Origin of the sequence: Acinetobacter sp. YH16053 (assembly GCF_013417035.1) — a bacterium.
In the GTDB taxonomy this organism is placed as follows: Bacteria; Pseudomonadota; Gammaproteobacteria; order Pseudomonadales; family Moraxellaceae; genus Acinetobacter; species Acinetobacter towneri.
In genome coordinates this window covers 100305-119996 of record NZ_VPEP01000006.1, presented here as the reverse complement: position 1 = coordinate 119996, position 19692 = coordinate 100305, and the positions used below count along the sequence as shown (strand labels likewise).

Here is a 19692-nt window from a genome sequence, read left to right as displayed (position 1 = left end):
TAAAATATTGAATTTTAAAAAGAAGCACATGGTTGCTTCTTTTTTTGTGCGTGTAGATCACAACTGAACGGATTTAATCAGTTTGACACATAAGCTTAACCCGCATGTCATGTTTAGCCACTAATTTACATATAACTTTCAAACGACTAAGCAATTTGCTAGGAAAAAAATGACTGATTTTATGCCTTACAATGAAGATCAAGAGTTAGATAATAACACTTCAGACAATACGCACTTTCGTGACATTCTAGAACAACGCATGAGCCGTCGCAGTTTAATTAAAAAAACTGCAAGCGGTGCAGCAGCTTTAGCTTTAGCTTCTTCTTTATCTGCATGTAGTGATGATGATGAAGATACAAATGTAACACCACCAACAAGTAAAGAAGAACCCAATACCAAGCCTGAAACATTAACATTTAAAGCTGTAGATAAAAATTTAAATGATATTGTTACTGTTCCTGAAGGTTACCAAGCAACTGTATTATATGCTTTAGGTGACTCAATCAATCCTTCTTATAGCAATTGGAATGCAGATGCAGATGTTCCATCTGGCCCAAGTTTCCAATTCCGCTCTGGTGACTGTCACGATGGCATGAGCTATTTTGGCTTAAGTACTAAAACTGGTCGTTATGATGAAAATGCATCAGATCATGGCTTATTGGTTTTGAACCACGAATATATCAACCAAACCTTCTTACATCCAAAAGGCGCAACTAAAAAGGATGGACGTCGCCCAGAAGATGAAGTGGTTCGTGAAGTAAATGCACACGGTGTTTCAGTCGTTCATATTAAGAAAAATGCTGAAACTCAAGCTGTAGAGATTGTGAAGTCATCACCATTTAACCGTCGTATTACAGCTTCGACTGTCATGGATTTTGCAGGGCCTGTAGCTGGTTCTCCATTACTGCACACAGCATTCTCTCCCGCTGGTCGTCAAACTCGAGGCACACAAAATAACTGTGGTAATGGTTATACACCATGGGGCACTTATTTAACTGCTGAAGAAAATTTTATTGGTTATTTCCAACGCTCAGGTACAGACCAATACTCAGCCCGTAGTGAAGCTGAAAAAATAGCACTTAAACGCTATGGCTTAGGCTTAGAGATCTCTTATCAAACTGAAAAAAATGCAGACGGTAGTGTTAAACGTGATGCGAAAAACAACATCATTTATATTTTAGATGCTGATGATAAAAAAATTCCAGAACGCGATGAGCAAGATCGCATCGTGTATTTGAATAAATCTTCACGCTATGGTTGGGAAACAGCAGAAGCTGGTTTTGAATCTCAAGACATGTATGATCGTTGGGCTGCTAACGTAACCAAAGAGTCTGCAACTCAAGACTATCGTAATGCGCCAAATACATTTGGCTGGATTGTAGAAATTGATCCATTCGATAGCCGCTCAAACCCAGTAAAACGTACTGCATTAGGTCGTTTTGCTCACGAAGACTGTCGCGCCAGCCGCGCAATTGAAAGGCAAAAATTTGCATTCTATATGGGCGATGACTCGCGCGGTGAGTACATCTACAAATTTGTATCAGATGCAACATGGGATCCTAAAGATGTGAATGGTGGCTATCGAGCTGGCGACAAATATATGAATTCAGGGAAATTCTATGTCGCTAAATTTAATGCATCAGGCACAGGAGAGTGGATTGAACTGGCTTATGGTAAAAATGGCTTAACCGAAACAAACGCTATTTACCCATTTAGCTCACAAGCGGATGTCCTTACTTTTGCTCGTCTTGCAGCAGATGCTGTAGGAGCTACAAAAATGGATCGTCCAGAATGGGTTGCTGTAAACCCTGAAAATGGTGAAGTGTACGTGACTTTAACCAATAACTCGAACCGTGGTTCAAGCTATGCAACAGATCCTGCAAACCCACGTAACTACACCGATCCTGAAGGTGGTAAAGGTAACGTCAATGGTCATATTATCCGCTTTAAAGAAGAGAATACTGCAGCAACATCATTTGAATGGGATATCTATCTATTTGGTGCTGAAGCAAGTATGGATCCGACAATTAACCTTTCTAATTTAAGCGATGCAAACGACTTCTCAAGTCCAGATGGTATGTGGTTTGACCCACGTGGTGTTCTTTGGATTCAAACAGATGATGGCGCATATACAGATGTTACAAACTGTATGATGTTAGCAGCACTACCTGGTCAAGTTGGTGATGGCGGTGTTGTAAAAACTGTTGGTGATCAAAGTACAATTGCTGGTGCTCAAGTCACCGATAAAAACTTACGTCGCTTCCTTGTTGGGCCAAAAGAATGTGAAATTACAGGTGTAACCATGACACCTGACTACAAAGCTATCTTTATTAACGTTCAGCACCCAGGTGAAGATTCAAAGAGTTTTGATGCGCCAAGCAGCCATTGGCCTGCAACACAAACTGACATGAACAATAAAACTGCACGTCCTCGTTCAGCAACGGTTGTCATCACCCGTAAAGACGGCAAAGCAATTGCTGGATAACATCCATAAATTAAAAATGCCGACATCACGTCGGCATTTTTTATGCCTCAATGTTCAACTGTTGCTGCACAATATCTCCCTTTTGCTCACCATATTGTGTTTTTTCCAGCCATGTAAATTGCTGCGCCTGCATACGTAAAAAATTGGAACAACGTGTACCGTAAAGTGGACTTTGTATAAAAGTCGATGACAACAACGCTTCCATCTCCAATGAAATCCCTGTTTGCGGTAACAATTCAGATGCAACTTTGCGTTCATCTTGCAAAATATCCCACGCCGCAGCATTTAGCTCTGCCGTTGCAAGATCAGGCAATTGCAGCATCGGTAAAAACTCCTGCGTAAAGCGTTTGCGTAAGCGTGCAGTTTTCTCCCAAGGGTCACTCATCAATCCATTCGACACCACATAAACGCCTTTAGCTAAAACCTGCGGCGCTTCTCCACGGTTACTCATGTACACCGCTTGAGTGGTGTCACCCACAAATAAATTAAAACCTGCATATTCACATTGCTGTTTTTCTAAGGCTTGCGCAAAACGGATAGGCGTTTGCTCAGATTCTAAAAAAGCCTGAATAATATGCCCACGTGAAGTTGGATATTCACGAACATCATTCGCATCACGATAATTGGTAATCACAGCCCAGCGTCCCGATGGGGTAATGCCCATCCACGTACCGCCCGATTCTAAATCTTGCCCTGCAACAATTGGACTATCAGACCATGCTGCCAGTGCTGCTGTCGGACGCCGATAGAACTCATCTCGATTTGAAATCAAACACAGTGGTGTGTCTGTCAAGACCTGCCAAGCCAATGCCACAATACACATAATTTAAACTCTTGATCTTTACACATTGAATGTACAACATTTTTCATCACATTCAGCTAAAATCTGTGCAAAACAGAATCACAAGGAACAGGAATGCTCACCTATCCAAATATTGACCCCGTTGCTATTTCGCTCGGGCCTTTACAAGTCCATTGGTATGGCTTGATGTATTTACTGGCATTTTTATTTGCATGGGGTTTGGCAACTTACCGTGCCAAACAACGTGGCTGGACACCAGACATGGTTTCCGACCTGATCTTTTACGGCGCTTTGGGCGTGGTGATTGGTGGACGTGTCGGTTATGTGTTTTTCTACGGCTTTGAACAATTTTTGGAAAATCCACTGTGGTTATTCCAAGTCTGGACAGGCGGCATGAGTTTCCATGGCGGCTTTCTGGGCGTGATTTTAGCCATGCTGTTCTGGTGTAAAAAATACAAAATGACGTGGTTTCAAACTTTGGATTTTATTGCCCCATGTGTACCTACAGGTCTAATGTTTGGTCGTATTGGTAACTTTATTGGTGGTGAATTATATGGTCGCCCTGTGACCGATCCGAATTTTGCTTTGGGGATGATTTTCCCGACCGATCCTTTACAATTGGTACGTCATCCATCGCAATTGTATCAAGCCTTATGTGAAGGTCTAATCCTGTTTATTGTACTGTGGTGGTTTAGTTCAAAGCCACGTCCACGCATGGCAGTGTCTGCCCTATTCCTGATTGGTTATGGTTTGGCGCGCTTTGTTGTCGAATTTTTCCGCGAACCCGATCATGGTCAGCTCTTTATTGCATGGATGAGTAAGGGACAATTCCTGAGCTTACCAATGATTTTGGTCGGTTTCTGGATGATGTGGTATGCCTATCAAAAGAAAATTTATGATTGGGGGCCGCAAAAAAACAGCTAAGCTACTACCCATTTAAATGCAGGTTTCATCCATTCAGGCGAAGTCAATCTTCGCCTTTTTTATGCTACAGTGCTATCTATTACTTACACTTTTCAGACATCAATATCTCACATGCTTGAATTTTGGTTTAACCCACAGGTTGCGGTCACAAAGAAAATTGCCCTGCTGATGGTGATCGCGCTGGTCACTGCAGCGGTATACTTCTTAGAACCCTTAAAGCTCGATGCGATTTTAATGTTTCTGGCCACAGGTATTGTTTTTTTAATTTGTCGTTACTGCAAAATTCATTTTACTGCACAACATCCCACAGGTTGGTTGGCACGACTATTGACTTGGATTCCACTGGCGTTGTTACTCGCAATAATTTTCATGCAGATTCAACACGGTGAAATTTTACTGTCGGGCGCTCAAGGCATTGGCTTTACCGCTTTGGCTATTTGCCTGTTTTCGCCGTTGGCTTTACTGCATCAACATCACGCTTCCGACACACAATAAAGTCACAACTTTAAAAACTCTGCTATTATTCTTTCTGATTTACTGGGCATCGAATTGCCCAAACAAAAAATATTTCTTTTGCTTGACCAGAGAACGCTATGCGCCAGTATTTAGACCTACTCCAACATATTCTTGACCATGGTGGCGACAAAGGTGACCGTACCGGAACAGGCACACGTTCAGTGTTTGGGCACCAAATGCGTTTTAACCTTGCACAAGGTTTTCCACTGCTGACTACCAAAAAAGTACATTTCCGTTCTATCGTAATTGAGCTGTTATGGTTTTTAAAAGGCGATACCAACGTCAAATATCTACAAGAACATAAAGTCAGTATTTGGGATGAATGGTCTACCGCAGAACAAACCGCGCGCTTTGGTCGTCCTGAAGGTGAACTTGGCCCAGTGTACGGACATCAATGGCGTAATTTTGGTGCAACACAAAAAGCCGATGGTCTGTATGAGCAAGATGGTTTTGACCAAATTGCATGGTTAATCAATGAAATTAAAACCAATCCAAATTCACGTCGTTTAATCGTGTCAGGCTGGAACCCGAAAGAAGCAGGTCAAGTTGCTTTACCGCCTTGCCATACTTTATTCCAGTTTTTTGTGCACAACGGCAAACTCTCATGCCAGCTATATCAACGCAGTGCCGATGTGTTTTTAGGCGTGCCTTTTAATATTGCCAGCTATGCTTTACTAACCCACATGATCGCGCAAGTCTGTGATTTAGAAGTCGGAGATTTTGTCTGGACAGGTGGCGATACGCATTTATATGCCAACCACTTTGAACAGGCACAGTTACAGCTAAGCCGTGAACCACTGGCGTTATGTCAGTTAAAACTCAATCCTGAAATCAAAGATATTTTCGATTTTAAATTTGAAGATATTGAAATTGTAGGCTATGAGTCACATCCTGCAATTAAAGCACCTGTCGCTGTTTAATTGCCTGTTGCTAGATTTATCATCTCAACATTTAAATTGCCCCAACGTCCCCAAAAGATGCTTGGCAGACTAAGAAAATACGAGCCTAATTATGTCATTTCAAAATTTAGAAGTTGTACACGTAGTCGCTATGGATCAACAACGCTGCATTGGTCAGGGTAACCAATTGCCGTGGCATATTTCGGCAGACTTAAAACACTTCAAAGAAATCACCCAAGGTGGCGTGGTGATTATGGGACGCAAAACCTTGGAGTCGATGGGACGCACCCTGCCTAAACGTGTCAATTGGGTGATTACCCGCGACCCAAACTGGGCATTTGAAGGCACAAAAGTGGCGCATAGCATTGAAGATGCCTTGCAACAAGCCGTTGCCGATGTTCAAGCCTCAGAAAAACCAAACACTTTATTTATTATTGGTGGTGGTGAAATTTTTAGCCAAACTATGCCGATTGCGGACCGTTTGGAACTGACACATATTGAACTAGATGTTCAGGGAGATGCGCATTATCCTGCCATTCCTGCCGAGTTTAAAAAAGTGGCCTCAGAACAGCATGTCGATGAAAAATCAGGGATTGCCTTTGAGTTTGCCCGCTATCAAAAATAATGCTGACAGCCTTGGCAATATTTGATTATGATGACTTAAACGGAATTTAACTTTGCCTCAGGAATGGCGGATGCTGCATTTCATCTTCAGTTTAGGTGTCGTTCTTTCTTCTATTTGGCTCAGTATGGCCTTGTGGATTCATCAGCCTTTGGGTTGGTTAATGAGCCGTGTGCTGATTGGGACTTGGCTAGCCTTCACCCTCAGCATTTTGGGCATTTATATCACTCAGCATTTGCTCAGTCGCAATCAGGATATTTTGGTTTATCTTTTGGGTTTTACCTTGGGGCTGTTTTGGTATTTTGGGATGGATGCCAAGCAAGACCGTGACTGGAACCCTGAAGTAGCCCGTATGCTGCATTATGAACAAGTACAAGATCAGGTCACGCTGCACAATGTCCGCAATTTTGACTGGCATGCCGATGGTCGCTATACCGAACGTTGGGAAACCCGCCAATTTAACCTGAAACAGATTACGGGGGTGAATATCATCACCTCTTACTGGATGGGGCCAAAAATTGCGCATACCTTAGTCAGTTTTGACTTTGCCGATCAAGCGCCACTCACCTTTTCCATTGAAATTCGCAAAGAAAAACACGAAGAGTTTTCTGCGATTGGTGGCTTCTTTCGGCAATATGAACTCAGCCTTGTCGCTGCCGATGAAAAAGATATCATCTACACCCGCAGCAATATTCGGGGTGAGCAAGTTTATTTTTTCCCGATCCAGCTCAATCCACAAGAAGCACAAGCACTGTTTCAGGAATATCTGCATAAAGCCGATGCTTTAGCCGCCAAAGCGCGTTGGTATAATACGTTGACCAGTAATTGCACCACGCTGCTGTTTGACATGATTCAGGCAGTATCTCAAAAACGTTTCCCTGCCGACTATCGTCTGTTTGCTTCGGGTTATTTACCCAATTATTTATATGATTTGCATGCGCTGGATCATCGTTGGGATATGCAAACTTGGTATCAACGTGCCCACATTAACCCACGTGTGGAAAACTTAAAAGATATCCACAGCCAAGACTTTTCCGCGCTCATTCGACAAGGCGTGCAGCTCGATTCTTCAGCAAACATCAGCACGCCTTATTCGCATCCGACTTATCAGAACAAAGTGCTGCCCTGACCTATTTTGGTCATTTTGCGCAGATACAATCAATTCAGAGAAAAAACCACACCATATCTTGGAAAAAGTTGCAGCAAACATACAAATTTAACTAGAGCCACGGCGCATAATTTGTTTAGATAGCAACAATTTCAAAAAATTAGAGATCATTCCATGCTAAAAAAATACTTCGGGATCACCTTATTGGGTGCAATGATTGCTTTATCAGGATGTGAAACTATGCCAACTCAAACGAGTGCAAGCCAAATTAGCGCAATCAATCAAGCCAACTTAGTACAACGTACATGGACTGCTACGCAATTGGGCAACAGCATGTTAAAAACAGAAGCAAACCGCCAAAACTTGCCATATTTAAACTTTGATGCCGCCACACAAACAGTCACAGGTTCAGATAGTTGTAACCGACTCAGCGGTAGTTATGTCGCAGGACGTGACACCCTACAATTGGGGCAATTGGCAACCACGCGAATGGCTTGCTTAAATAACAACAACTTAGATCAGAAATTTCATGAAGCCCTAAATAAAGTGACGCATTATCAGGTCTATGGTAAAACCCTGAAATTGCTAGATCGCCATGGAAATTTACTGATTCAATTTGAAACACCAACGGCTGCACGTTAACGGCTAAGCCTAATAATAGACAGGCTTAAAATGGTTTATTCATAAAATATAAGGACAAAATCATGCAACAAGCATTGTTTGGTGGCGGATGTTTCTGGTGTGTCGAAGCCGTATTTTTACAACTGCAAAGCGTAGAAAAAGTCACCAGCGGTTATGCAGGTGGACATACCTTAAACCCAAGCTATGAAGATATTTGCCGTGGCGACAGCGGACATGCAGAAGTCATTTTGATTGATTTTGATGAGCAGCAGATCAGCTATTCACAATTACTTGAGGTGTTTTTTGCCACACACGACCCAACCACATTAAACCGTCAGGGCAATGATGTCGGCACACAATACCGCTCTGTGATTTATTATTTAGATGCTACACAGCAACAAGCTGCCGCCGAGATGATTGCAGCCTTACAAGCTGAAGGTGTGAATGTTGTGACTGAACTCAGTGCAGCACCTGAATTTTACCCTGCAGAAGACTATCATCAGAATTTCTTTGCCAAAAATCCAAATCAGGGCTACTGCAATTTTTCCATTCCACCGAAACTGAATAAATTACGCAGTAAATTTCAGCATTTACTGAAAGTATAACCATTGGATTTAAAAGCAAGTACAAAACGGTGATACTCATCTTTTGATGACATCACCGTTTACACCACTATTTATTTTACAAAAGTCGTCCAGACAAATGCCTGAGTACGTCCTTGTAAGGTCATCTTCAACTGATCGCCCGACTGTAATGCTGCCACCCCTGCAGGTGTACCAGTCATTACCACATCACCAGGTTCTAAACTAAATACTTGGCTAATATCTGCCAACAATGCCGCAATATCAAAAATCAATAAACTGGTATCGCCTTGCTGACGTAATTCATCATTAATGTCCAAACGATATTGCACGTTTTTCCAGTCCTGAATTTCCGATACATCCACCCAATCTGCCAACACACAAGAACCGTCAAACGCTTTGGCTCGTTCCCACGGCTGTCCTTTTTTCTTGAGTTCATCCTGCAATTCACGCAAAGTTAAATCCAAACCCAAGGTCACTGCACCTACAGCATCCAATACTTTGGCAGGATCTGTGTCTGCATTTAAAGGTTGGTCAATGCGTAAACTCAATTCACATTCATAGTGACAATTGCCCCAGACCTTATTCCACGTAATCCCATCACTTAAACTGCGTAAACTGCTTGGCGGTTTAATAAATAACACAGGACGATCAGGTACAGCATTACCTAATTCTTTGGCATGGTCTGCATAACTGCGACCGACACAGACAATTTTAGATGGACGTGTACTCATGATCATCCTCAAATAACTCGTAAATTGGGAAAATTAGAACTTACTTTTTAAAAGTATTTTCAAAAACCGTTTGTTCTGCAGCCAGATTAAATGCACGTTTCGGTACAATCACCACTGTACGATTTTTTAATTCCAGCATATAGGTGAGTTTACCCACAGCGAAATTTTGCACCTCGTTATAATGAAATACCTGTTTACGACCATTGGCATACAGCTCGGCATAGTCCTGAAATAAATCAATGCCTTGCTCGCTTTTTCCAAATTGGTATTTTACAAACTGGCGTTTAAACATCATTGGCAAAAACCAATAACGCATTAAAGTTTGCAAGATTAAAAAGAAAGCACCCAGTGCAACATAATAGCGACCTACCCCATCGAAACCCAAATAAAAGCCCCAAGCAATAATCGCCACACTAATCAACGGTGTAATAAAACGGGTAAATTGTTTTTTACCAAAAGTCGCAAGGGCAAAGCCGTCTTGAGATTCTTCTAAATTTAAAAAATAGCGCAAAGACAATGCTGGCTGCGTGTCAGACATAAGCTCATCATCAAGTCATTCAAATTGAGCTAAATCTTACACTAGATTGAGCACTTTCCTTATTTTTTTCGTGTTTATTCGCTCAAAGCCAGACGTAAAACAATGGTCATGCTTTTGACACAGAAATTTCATCATTTTTAGATAGTGTAGATGCAAAAAAACCGCATCAAAAGTGCGGTTTTTTATTTCAAGTTGGTGCGCTCAGAGAGATTCGAACTCCCGACCCCTTAGTTCGTAGCCAAGTGCTCTATCCAGCTGAGCTATGAGCGCGACGACTTGATGGGGTGCATTATACGTGTTTTTTTCTGGCTGTTAAGTATTAATTCATCATTTTGCAATCAAATGCACAGATATTGGACGATTCAAAAGAATTTTAACGTAAAACCATGAGTACACTATTCTTTTTAATAAACTGATTATTGTTTGAGTTTACTAAATTTCAGGCACAAAAAAACCGCATTTAAGCGGTTGATTGTTCAAGTTGGTGCGCTCAGAGAGATTCGAACTCCCGACCCCTTAGTTCGTAGCCAAGTGCTCTATCCAGCTGAGCTATGAGCGCATTACTTGTGTGCCAATTTAGGCGATACGTTACTGTTCGGTTTACTTATTGGTGCGCTCAGAGAGATTCGAACTCCCGACCCCTTAGTTCGTAGCCAAGTGCTCTATCCAGCTGAGCTATGAGCGCGACATAAGTAAAGCGTGGCGGTGAGAGAGGGATTCGAACCCTCGATACAGTTACCCGTATGCGTCCTTAGCAGGGACGTGGTTTCAGCCACTCACCCATCTCACCGTAACGTGCCGCCATAATACAAATTAAGTGCTAGCACTGCAAGCTTCGATACCACAATTTTTGCATATTTTTGCTCAATTAAATATTTTTTAAACAATTTTCAGGATTCATCACCAGAATTACGCCTGAACTTTTGGCAATCGCTGCACAAAAACTAGAAACATCGTAAAATAACGACAGAAAACACATTATTGCAATCATTTACGTGCAGTCTTTCCGTACATGACTTATGCTAAACCTATCTTCTGACATGAAGTTTATTCCATGATGAAAAATTGGGTCGATCCTGAAGCGAAAGCTGAAGCCGAACGCTACGAAAATCCTATTCCAAGCCGTACCTTAATCTTAGAAACCATTGAAACCTTGCAAGCGGCACAGTCACATGCAGACTTGGTAGAGCATTTTGCGATTGCCGATCAAAAAAGTATTGACGCCCTGAGCCATCGTTTAATTGCCATGGTACGTGATGGTCAGCTCATGAAAGATGGATTCAAGTTCCAGCTGGCTGCAGAACAACCGACTCATGACGCCACGGTTTACATCAACAGTAAAGGTTTAGGCACAGCCAATATTGCAGGTCATGAAGATATTTTATTGCCTGAACGCGAACTACGTTTGGTGTTTAATGGCGATCAAGTCAAAGTCCGCCAGACTTCGGTAGATCGTAAAGGCAAGGCATGGGGCTTTATTACCGAAGTCACCCAGCGTCGTGTCAAACAAATCATTGGTAAATTGTCAGAATACGATGGTGAATATTTTATTCAGCCTGCCCAGCCAAATAGCCATCAACCCATTACCCTTGAAAAAGAATTAATTGAACATGCCCAAGTTAAATTGGGCGATTCCGTGCGCATTGCCATTGACGACTATCCAACCCGCGAAGAATTTGCCACAGGACATATTATTCAGTCGATGGCAGACAAAGCCGAAACTGAAATTATTATTCCGCAAACCATTTTAGAATTTGGTCTGCCGTATGAATTTCCTGAAGATGTCATTCAAGAAGCTGAAAGCTTTCAAGAACCGACTGCCCAAGACCGTGAAGGACGTGTTGATTTACGCGATTTAGCCTTAGTGACTATTGATGGTGAAGATGCCCGCGACTTTGACGATGCGGTATACGCCGAAAAACGTCCAGGCGGTGGTTACCGTGTCGTAGTCGCAATTGCCGATGTCAGCCATTATGTCCGTACAGGCAAACCGTTGGATGATGAAGCTCAGGAACGTGGGACTTCAGTCTATTTCCCGCATTTTGTATTGCCGATGTTGCCTGAAGCTTTATCGAATGGCTTATGTTCGCTGAATCCGCAGGTTGACCGTTTGTGTATGGTCTGCGATTTAAAACTGTCACGCGCAGGTCGGGTCACAGGTTTTGAATTTTATCCATCAGTCATGCATTCCAAAGCACGTTTAACCTATACCCAAGTGGCACAGTATTTTGAGGGTGATAGTGCGGCAATTCCAGAAGATCGGGAGGTGCGCAAATCATTAAATACTCTGTTCCAACTGTATCAAGTGCTGAAAGGTTTACGTGCTGAACGTCATGCCATGGAGTTTGAAACCGTTGAAACCTACATGACCTTTGATGAGTTAGGTGGAATTAAAGAAATTTTGCCGCGCAGCCGTAACGATGCGCATAAACTGATTGAAGAATGTATGTTACTCGCCAACGTCGCAGCAGCAGAATATGCACTCAAACATGATGTGCCGATGCTGTACCGTGTGCATGAACCGCCAGAGTTTTCACGTATTCAAAAAGTCCGTGATTTTGTCAAATTACTTGGGCTACATTTTCCAGAACAACCCACTCAGGCCGACTATCAAGCGGTGATTGAAGCCACTAAAGATCGTATTGATGCACCAAGTATTCACGCGGTGTTATTACGCTCAATGATGCAAGCCTATTATGGCGCCAATAATTCAGGTCACTATGGTTTAGCTTACGATGCCTACACGCATTTCACTTCACCAATTCGTCGCTACCCTGACCTATTGTTGCATCGTGCCATTAAAGCGCATTTAAAACAAAAACCATCACCACTTTCGGGCGCAGCTTTAGATGATGCAGGCGAACATTATTCTGCAACTGAACGTCGTGCCGATGAAGCCTCACGCTCTGTCACCACATGGCTAAAATGCCACTATATGCAGCAGCATTTGGGTGAAGAATTTGTGGGCGTAATTTCTGCAGTAGCCGAATTTGGTTTATTTGTTACTCTCAAAGACCTTTATGTCGATGGCATGATTCATGTCAGCCAGTTGGGCGATGACTTCTTTGTATTTGACCAAGCCAGCCAAAGTCTAATTGGACAAGCACGTGGTCAAAGCTTTAGCTTGGGTGATGAAGTCAAAATTAAAGTCGCGGCTGTCAATTTAGAAGATCGCAAAATTGATTTTGAGCTCATGCAGCAACTCACCCATGCAGGTCGTGCTATTCGTATGCGCGCACCGCGCGTGGCAAAACCGTTCAGCCGTGAAGCCACTGAAGAAGTTTTTTCTGAGCGTCCAAGCAAGGCGACTTTAAGTGAAAACGGTGAGCAACCTGTGCCGAAGAAAAAGCCAAAAAGCAAACCGAGCTCTTACGGTAAAAAAACCTCAGCGAAGTCGGAAGCTAAACAGAAAGACAAAGCCAAAAAAAAGACCAAGGTGAAAAAGAAAAAAGCCAATGCCAAGTCTAAATTGGACTAGCATCAACTATTTTCAACTTCTTTCTAACAACTTCAAAAAGAGCTACGGCTCTTTTTGTTTTTGGGGATCGCGTCAAACAGCCGTATTGTGCTGAATTTATCACCTTGATTAGCTAAATCTGCGCTTATGCCTTGATTTCAGCCCTCAAAAGCCCTACATCTATAAATCATGAAAGAAATTTAGATGGCACTCAAAAAATGAAATTACAGCAAGCAACTTTACCTGTTCCCCAATTTGATCAAATTACACTGGCAGATTTAAAACAAAAAATTGAGCATGCTATTCAGCAGGGACAAAACTTTTTAAATAATCTGACTGCAGTACCTGAAAATACGACGGCGCAATTAAATGTTTTAGAACAGATTGATCAGCTCGAAAATAACATGTGCGAAGCATGGGGCGTGCTGTCACATTTAAATGCGGTCATGAATAATCCTGAAACCCGCGAAGTGTATCAAGCGCTGTTACCAAGTTTAAGCGACTACTACACTCAATTGGGTCAGCACACGGTGTTGTATCAAAGCTATCAACATATTCACGACGCCAACACCTTTAAAGATTTGCCTGCTGCACAACAAAGCGCAATTCAACTGGCATTGCGCGACTTTAAACTGTCAGGTGTGGCCTTAGAAGGTGAAGCTAAAAAACGCTATGCTGAAATTTCAGCGCGTTTATCGCAACTGTCATCAGACTTTTCCAATCATGTGTTGGATGCCACCCAAGCCTATTACAAAGTATTGTCCGAAGATCAGCTCAAAGGTTTACCGCCAAGCAGCGTTGAATTGCTGAAACAATATGGTCAGCAACGCGAATTGGAACAAGCTGTGGCAACACTGGATATTCCTGCCTATTTAGCCATTATGACCTATGCCGATGATCGTGCTTTGCGCGAAACCTTGTATCAGGCATACACTACTCGCGCGTCCGATCAATCAGCCCAGTCTGAATTTGACAACACCCCGATCATGGAAGAAATCTTGCGTTTACGTCAAGAAATGGCGCAATTGCTCGGTTTTAACAACTATGCAGAATTATCCCTTGCCAGCAAAATGGCACCAAGTGTCGAAGCAGTCGATCAATTCCTGCGTGAACTGGCAGAACATGCTCGTGCACCTGCAGAACAAGAAATTGCCGAACTCAAAGCCATTGCCGCCCAAGATGGGATTGATACCTTACAACCGTGGGATACAGGCTACTATTCTGAAAAATTAAAATTACAGCAATTTAACCTTTCACAAGAAATGTTAAAACCATATTTCCCTGCACCGAAAGTGGTTGAAGGGCTATTTAGCATCGTCAAGCGTTTATACGATGTCGATATTATTGAGCGCGCTGCCCCTGTTTGGCATCCTGATGCACGTTATTTTGAACTTGAAGATCAAGGTCAAGTGATTGGTGGTTTTTACTTTGATCTATATGCCCGTACAGGCAAACGCGGCGGCGCATGGATGAGTGGTTTCCGTTCACGCATGCAATTGGCACAAGGTTTACAAAAACCAATTTGCTATATGGTGTGTAACTTTACCCCACCTGTTGCAGACCAACCCGCGCTTTTAACGCATGATGAAGTCATCACCCTATTCCATGAATTTGGACATGGCTTACATCACATGCTAACTGAAGTAGATAATATTGCTGTGGCAGGTACACATGGTGTCGCTTGGGATGCGGTGGAATTACCAAGCCAATTCATGGAATTTTGGACTTGGGATCAAGATAGTTTAGATATGCTGAGTGCGCATATTGAAACCCAAGACACCCTGCCAGAACACCTGCTTAAAGCACTGTTAGATGCACGTTTCTTCCAGTCGGGAATGCAGAGCCTGCGCCAAATTGAATTTGCCCTGTTCGATTTAAGTATTCATCGCAGCAACCCTGCTTTAAATGCGGAACAGATTCAAGCCATGCTAGATGATATTCGTCAAAACTATGCCGTTGCGCCAACTACAGCTTACAACCGCTTCCAGCACAGCTTCAGCCATATTTTCGCAGGCGGCTATGCTGCAGGATATTATTCATACAAATGGGCAGAGGTTTTGGCCAGCGATGCCTTTGATCGCTTTGAAAATGAAGGGCTATTTAACACCGAAACTGGCAAGCAGTTTAGACAGTTTATTCTAGCAGTTGGCGGAAAAGATTCAGCGCTTGACGCATTTATCAATTTCCGCGGACGCGAGCCAAAAATAGACGCACTATTACGTCATCAAGGTTGGACGAACATAGTCAAAAACGCTTAAACTAAGAACTTTAGATGAAGTTAGGGGAGTCGTGATGACCATTAAACGTCGTTTCATTGCAGGCGCAAAATGTCCGAAATGTCAGGCGATGGATCGGGTTGTCATGCTCACCGCTGACGAAGCTGAATGGATCGAATGTATCGAGTGTGATTATACGGAAAACCGTCCAACACATATTGATGAACCTGAAATCCCAGAGGTTTCAGATGAAATTGGGGTGATCCAGTTTAAGCCGCGTCAGTCAAAGTAAAACAATAAGGTTCAACAACGCATGACTGAAGATCAACGACATAACCCTAAGCTTTTATGGGCGATTACGGGTGGGTTAATTATTGTCATTATTGCCGTATTTATCTTTCAATGGATGGGCGATAGCGACAATACTGCGCCTATAGAAACTGCCCCAACTACGGCGTCTGTAGCGAAAGCTGTACCTGCTAAAGCAACGCCATTGCAAGAAGATGAAGCAGCACCAAAACAGTTGGTCACAGAAGATTTACTCAAAGCACCTATATCTGAGAATGCAGCGCTTGCCAAAGAAGAAGTGGCTAAATTAGATGACATTCAAAATCAGCTGAATGATCAACGTGCCTTATTAAAACAGCAACATAACGATGCCGATGAATTGATTAAACTGAAAGAAGAACAAATCAAAATACTGGAAGCCCAACTGGCACAGTAAGCCTCCTCTGCTTCACATCAGTCATTTTAAAATACGATAAAGGGTCAGTGTTGTAGCCAATTTAAGCTAGAATAGCCAGAGGTTATTCTGGCTTTATTTGTATGACATCTTCTGGTTCTGCCCAACAAAATTTGCTCAAAGCAATTATGCTGTTGACCTGCTCTGCCTTTCTGTTTTCACTCATGGGAGTGTGCGTTCGTTACGCATCAGAAACGGTAGATAATGCCACAGTGGTATTTTTCCGTAATTTTATTGGTTTGTTTATTTTTATCCCGTTCATTTTCAATAAAGGCTTGGGCTTTTTTAAAACTGAAAAGTTATGGATGCACACTTGGCGTTCGGTGGTCGGCTTAACCGCCATGTATGGTTTTTTCTACGCGATTGCCAATCTAAAACTGTCCAATGCGATGGTCTTTACCTATTCATCGCCTATTTTTATTCCCTTAATTGCATGGCTATTCCTTAAAGAAAAAATCACCAAACCGATGCTATTGGCTGCGTTCATTGGTTTATTTGGCGTGTTATTTGTCGCCAAACCCGATGCAGGTATGTTTAATAGCATGTCCGCAATTGGACTCAGTGCCAGTTTTTTAGCAGCGATGGCTTTTGTCACGGTACGCGCCCTGACTCAAACCGAACCGCCTGAACGCATTGTGTTTTATTTTTGCATGATTGGGACACTCATTTCTGTTGTACCGATGTTCTGGTCATGGCGTCCTTACAACTTAAAAGAATTGAGTTTTTTAATTGGTGCAGGATTGCTGGCCAATATCAGTCAGATCTTTATGTCCAATGCCTACCGTCTTGCCCCTGCTGGGCAAATTGGCCCTGTCAATTACATTGCGATTATTTTTGCAGGGATTTGGGGCTTTAGCTTTTGGCATGAAACGCCAGACTTATTTAGTTTGATTGGCTTTGCCCTCATTTTGCTTGCCATTATTTTATGCAGTCCACTGTTACAAAAACACCTGAATCATCACTCCCCGCATTCATAATGCTGCTTTGTATTCCCTGCATATCAACCTATTAAAAAAACACCCCATAGCGAACTACAGGGTGCTGTTAAATAATAAGATGACAGTGATTAAGTATCCATGTGCTTATTCATACCAGCCGAATAGCTTAAACGCATACGGTGCATAAGCAATAATCAACATCGCAGGAAGCATCACAATCATAGGCAAAATCCAACGCTCATAACGATAATAGAACGATTTATGACGAACTTCCGCATCGGCTGCAGCGACTTCTTCATCACCAATCGACTGCCTTGCCAATAAGTGATTCAGCGCTACAGGTGGCGTCACATAGCCTAGTTCAAAACCAATTAAGGTAATCATCCAGAAATGCACAGGATGAATCCCATATTGATAAGCCACAGGTGCAACCGTTGCAGAAATTAGAATCACCGCACCAAATGGATCCATAATCATGCCCACAAAAATCATCAGGGCAACAATCAGGCTAATCACAATAAAGATGCTGCTAATGTCTGTTGGAAACGCTTCCATAATTTCAATGCGTTCTAAATAGCCGCCCACACTGACTGAAAGCGCCATCAAAATCACCAATGCCCCAATATGTCCCACCGTTTCACTGGTAGATAAATGCAGTGCTTTGAAAAAACCATATTGACGCAATGGTGAATCAGGTGCGGTCAATAATGAACGCTCAGATGAAGCTGTTGTCTGTTGTGCTGTAGGCTTATGATCAAAACTCTGATCCCACTGCCCCATGGCTGGAATAGGTGCAGGTTCATGGCGCAATTTATCAAATAGCACCATCATCAATAAAATAACCGGCATCATGACAGGAGCAGTAAATTCATTCATATTGGTGTCTAAAGCATATTTATAGAACAGCCAAATCAACACAAAAATAAGGATATAGGGCATTACAGGGCCAATAGCACGTAGGGACAATGGCGCAGCTATTCTTGGTGCAGCAATGCGGAATTTATTTTCAGCAAAGAACAACGAAATCACTAAAAACAGGGTTGAAGTCAAAAGAAACACATACAAACCATAGTGATATAGCATGTCCGTTGTGACTTCTTTATTCAGCGATGCCACCACAACAATCAATAGGCAAGGGCGAAGCACCACCCCCATTGAACCCGACATGGCAGTTGCCGCTAATGCAAACTGACGTCGTCCACCCGCATTCCAAACTTCTTTATAAATGATCGCACCTGCAGCAATGACAAAAATCCCCGATGCACCGGTATAAGCCGTTGGTAATGCAGCAGCAATCAGAATCAGCCAGGTTAAGGTTTCAGGTGCCAAATTCCACGGACGCAGAATATTCAGGAACAAATCCACAATTCGGGTTTGTTTGAGCAACATCCCCGCCCAAATAAACAATGCCAAGTTCAGGAAAATACTGGAGAATTCGACCAGTTGCCCCAAGTAAATCCCTTGCCCCATTGGATAATCCATCAGGAAGGTAAAAGAGAAACCTGTACTAATTGCCATATAGGCATACAAAGGTACGCTCAGGAAAGCAAGACCTAAACTACCGCCTTCACGGGTCGGTGCAGGTGGCTTAATAAGCTGGAATAAACTAATTAAAGTCAGAGTTGCAAACAGAATCATCCACATCCAGTAAATGATTTGCGTTTCACCACTCATCGGTACGCCTGAATTGAGTACTGAACGATATTGACTGATACTTGACGAGGTTAAGAAACCATTCGCCACCACCATTAAGGTCGAATACACCTTGAAGTCAATTTTGGTCGCAGGGCCACGTAAACCAATGTGATGGGTCTTTAAAGTGGCACTAATTGCAGCAAAGACCACCATCAACACCAATAAAATGGCACGGTTTTCAGTACCAAATTTAAAAATGCCAAAGAAAGAGGTTTCAATGGTTCGATACATTTTCAAGCTTGGATGAGCTTGAATATGCTGAATCGCCTGATCATGAAATTGAAATTTTTCTTCACAAATTTGTTTGGCTGCCAAAATTGAAGCACGGACATCTGACTCAGAGGCGGTGCCAAAAATATCGGCAAACTCATCAGCAGCATTGGCTTGCATTTGGGCATGTACTTGCGCATCGACATCGGGGTTGCGTTCACAGTCAGGTGCAGTGGGTTCGGCACGTAAAAATGAATATTGCATACCTGTTGCAGGGTCACCATATAGGCGTTCACCCATGCGCAACAACTGACCATGTACCATTTCACCTGTACCAATAATGAGGGTCAGTAACAACAAGATCAAAATAACGAATGTAGAAATCCATTCTGTCCATATATGTCTGAGCAAAGCCAAGCCAGACCTGCGTTGTCCGTTATTGTGCATATATTTTCCTGTTTTTATTCTGCGCAGAAACCGAGACTCTCGAATTTCTGTCTATCCTTATTCAACGGAATGTCCATCTTCCATTGAGCATTTTTGTATTCAGTTTAAATGTGCATGAGCGTCGTTATTTTTAAAATGACAATATAGATTTTCTTTT

Annotated in this window: 17 protein-coding genes and 4 tRNA genes; 13 read left to right on the top strand and 8 right to left on the bottom strand. The window is 42.5% G+C overall.

Features of this window, described 5'->3' with window-relative positions; all coding sequences use genetic code 11:
- Nucleotides 1–169 precede the first annotated feature (169 nt).
- The gene (locus FTV43_RS07545) at nt 170–2485 is read left to right on the top strand and encodes a PhoX family phosphatase (protein WP_179995225.1); all 2316 of its coding nucleotides are present in this window, start codon (nt 170–172) and stop codon (nt 2483–2485) included.
- 40 nt (nt 2486–2525) lie between these two features.
- On the opposite strand, the gene FTV43_RS07540 is transcribed toward FTV43_RS07545, so the two are convergent.
- The gene (locus FTV43_RS07540; RefSeq protein ID WP_004974805.1) at nt 2526–3308 is read right to left on the bottom strand and encodes an NRDE family protein; all 783 of its coding nucleotides are present in this window, start codon (nt 3306–3308) and stop codon (nt 2526–2528) included.
- A 93-nt stretch (nt 3309–3401) separates the two neighbouring features.
- Here FTV43_RS07540 and lgt point away from each other — a divergent pair, with 93 nt between their 5' ends.
- The 7 genes from lgt (at nt 3402) to msrA (ending at nt 8582) form a co-directional block, all read left to right on the top strand.
- Complete coding sequence (gene lgt, locus FTV43_RS07535) at nt 3402–4211, top strand: prolipoprotein diacylglyceryl transferase (RefSeq protein ID WP_096901379.1); 810 nt, start codon at nt 3402–3404, stop codon at nt 4209–4211.
- 111 nt (nt 4212–4322) lie between these two features.
- A complete protein-coding gene (locus FTV43_RS07530) occupies nt 4323–4706 on the top strand; it encodes an AzlD domain-containing protein (RefSeq protein ID WP_004974797.1) in 384 nt (127 codons plus the stop codon).
- A 98-nt stretch (nt 4707–4804) separates the two neighbouring features.
- Nucleotides 4805–5647: a thymidylate synthase gene (thyA, locus tag FTV43_RS07525; protein ID WP_004974795.1), complete on the top strand. Its 843-nt coding sequence runs from the start codon at nt 4805–4807 to the stop codon at nt 5645–5647.
- Between the two features lie 91 nt (nt 5648–5738).
- A complete protein-coding gene (locus FTV43_RS07520) occupies nt 5739–6251 on the top strand; it encodes a dihydrofolate reductase (protein ID WP_004974792.1) in 513 nt (170 codons plus the stop codon).
- Between the two features lie 70 nt (nt 6252–6321).
- Nucleotides 6322–7377: a DUF4105 domain-containing protein gene (locus FTV43_RS07515; protein WP_004974789.1), complete on the top strand. Its 1056-nt coding sequence runs from the start codon at nt 6322–6324 to the stop codon at nt 7375–7377.
- 153 nt (nt 7378–7530) lie between these two features.
- Nucleotides 7531–7998, top strand: a complete 468-nt coding sequence (locus FTV43_RS07510) for an META domain-containing protein (protein WP_004974787.1) — start codon at nt 7531–7533, stop codon at nt 7996–7998.
- 62 nt (nt 7999–8060) lie between these two features.
- Nucleotides 8061–8582, top strand: coding sequence for a peptide-methionine (S)-S-oxide reductase MsrA (gene msrA, locus FTV43_RS07505; RefSeq protein ID WP_179995224.1), 522 nt, complete (start codon nt 8061–8063; stop codon nt 8580–8582).
- Between the two features lie 71 nt (nt 8583–8653).
- Here msrA and FTV43_RS07500 read toward each other — a convergent pair whose 3' ends face one another.
- The 6 genes from FTV43_RS07500 to FTV43_RS07475 form a co-directional block, all read right to left on the bottom strand.
- Nucleotides 8654–9292 (bottom strand): fumarylacetoacetate hydrolase family protein, encoded by a 639-nt coding sequence (locus tag FTV43_RS07500; protein ID WP_179995223.1) that lies wholly within the window; start codon nt 9290–9292, stop codon nt 8654–8656.
- A gap of 40 nt (nt 9293–9332) precedes the next feature.
- Nucleotides 9333–9830 (bottom strand): YcxB family protein, encoded by a 498-nt coding sequence (locus FTV43_RS07495; protein ID WP_179995222.1) that lies wholly within the window; start codon nt 9828–9830, stop codon nt 9333–9335.
- Nucleotides 9831–10023: 193 nt separating this feature from the next.
- Nucleotides 10024–10100, bottom strand: a tRNA-Arg gene (locus tag FTV43_RS07490).
- A gap of 212 nt (nt 10101–10312) precedes the next feature.
- Nucleotides 10313–10389, bottom strand: a tRNA-Arg gene (locus tag FTV43_RS07485).
- Nucleotides 10390–10438: 49 nt separating this feature from the next.
- Nucleotides 10439–10515 (bottom strand) — tRNA-Arg (locus tag FTV43_RS07480).
- Between the two features lie 15 nt (nt 10516–10530).
- Nucleotides 10531–10620 (bottom strand) — tRNA-Ser (locus tag FTV43_RS07475).
- 264 nt (nt 10621–10884) lie between these two features.
- Between FTV43_RS07475 and rnr the strand changes: the two genes are divergently transcribed.
- The 5 genes from rnr (at nt 10885) to FTV43_RS07450 (ending at nt 17222) form a co-directional block, all read left to right on the top strand.
- Nucleotides 10885–13308, top strand: coding sequence for a ribonuclease R (gene rnr / locus FTV43_RS07470; RefSeq protein WP_179995221.1), 2424 nt, complete (start codon nt 10885–10887; stop codon nt 13306–13308).
- Between the two features lie 197 nt (nt 13309–13505).
- A complete protein-coding gene (locus FTV43_RS07465) occupies nt 13506–15545 on the top strand; it encodes a M3 family metallopeptidase (protein ID WP_179995220.1) in 2040 nt (679 codons plus the stop codon).
- 40 nt (nt 15546–15585) lie between these two features.
- Nucleotides 15586–15795, top strand: a complete 210-nt coding sequence (locus tag FTV43_RS07460; RefSeq protein WP_171324836.1) for a YheV family putative zinc ribbon protein — start codon at nt 15586–15588, stop codon at nt 15793–15795.
- A gap of 21 nt (nt 15796–15816) precedes the next feature.
- Nucleotides 15817–16227, top strand: a complete 411-nt coding sequence (locus FTV43_RS07455) for a hypothetical protein (RefSeq protein ID WP_179995219.1) — start codon at nt 15817–15819, stop codon at nt 16225–16227.
- A gap of 101 nt (nt 16228–16328) precedes the next feature.
- On the top strand, nt 16329–17222 hold the full coding sequence (locus FTV43_RS07450) for a DMT family transporter (protein ID WP_131260580.1): 894 nt from the start codon (nt 16329–16331) through the stop codon (nt 17220–17222).
- 105 nt (nt 17223–17327) lie between these two features.
- Here FTV43_RS07450 and FTV43_RS07445 read toward each other — a convergent pair whose 3' ends face one another.
- A complete protein-coding gene (locus FTV43_RS07445) occupies nt 17328–19535 on the bottom strand; it encodes a TRAP transporter large permease subunit (protein WP_179995218.1) in 2208 nt (735 codons plus the stop codon).
- Between the last annotated feature and the right edge of the window lie 157 nt (nt 19536–19692).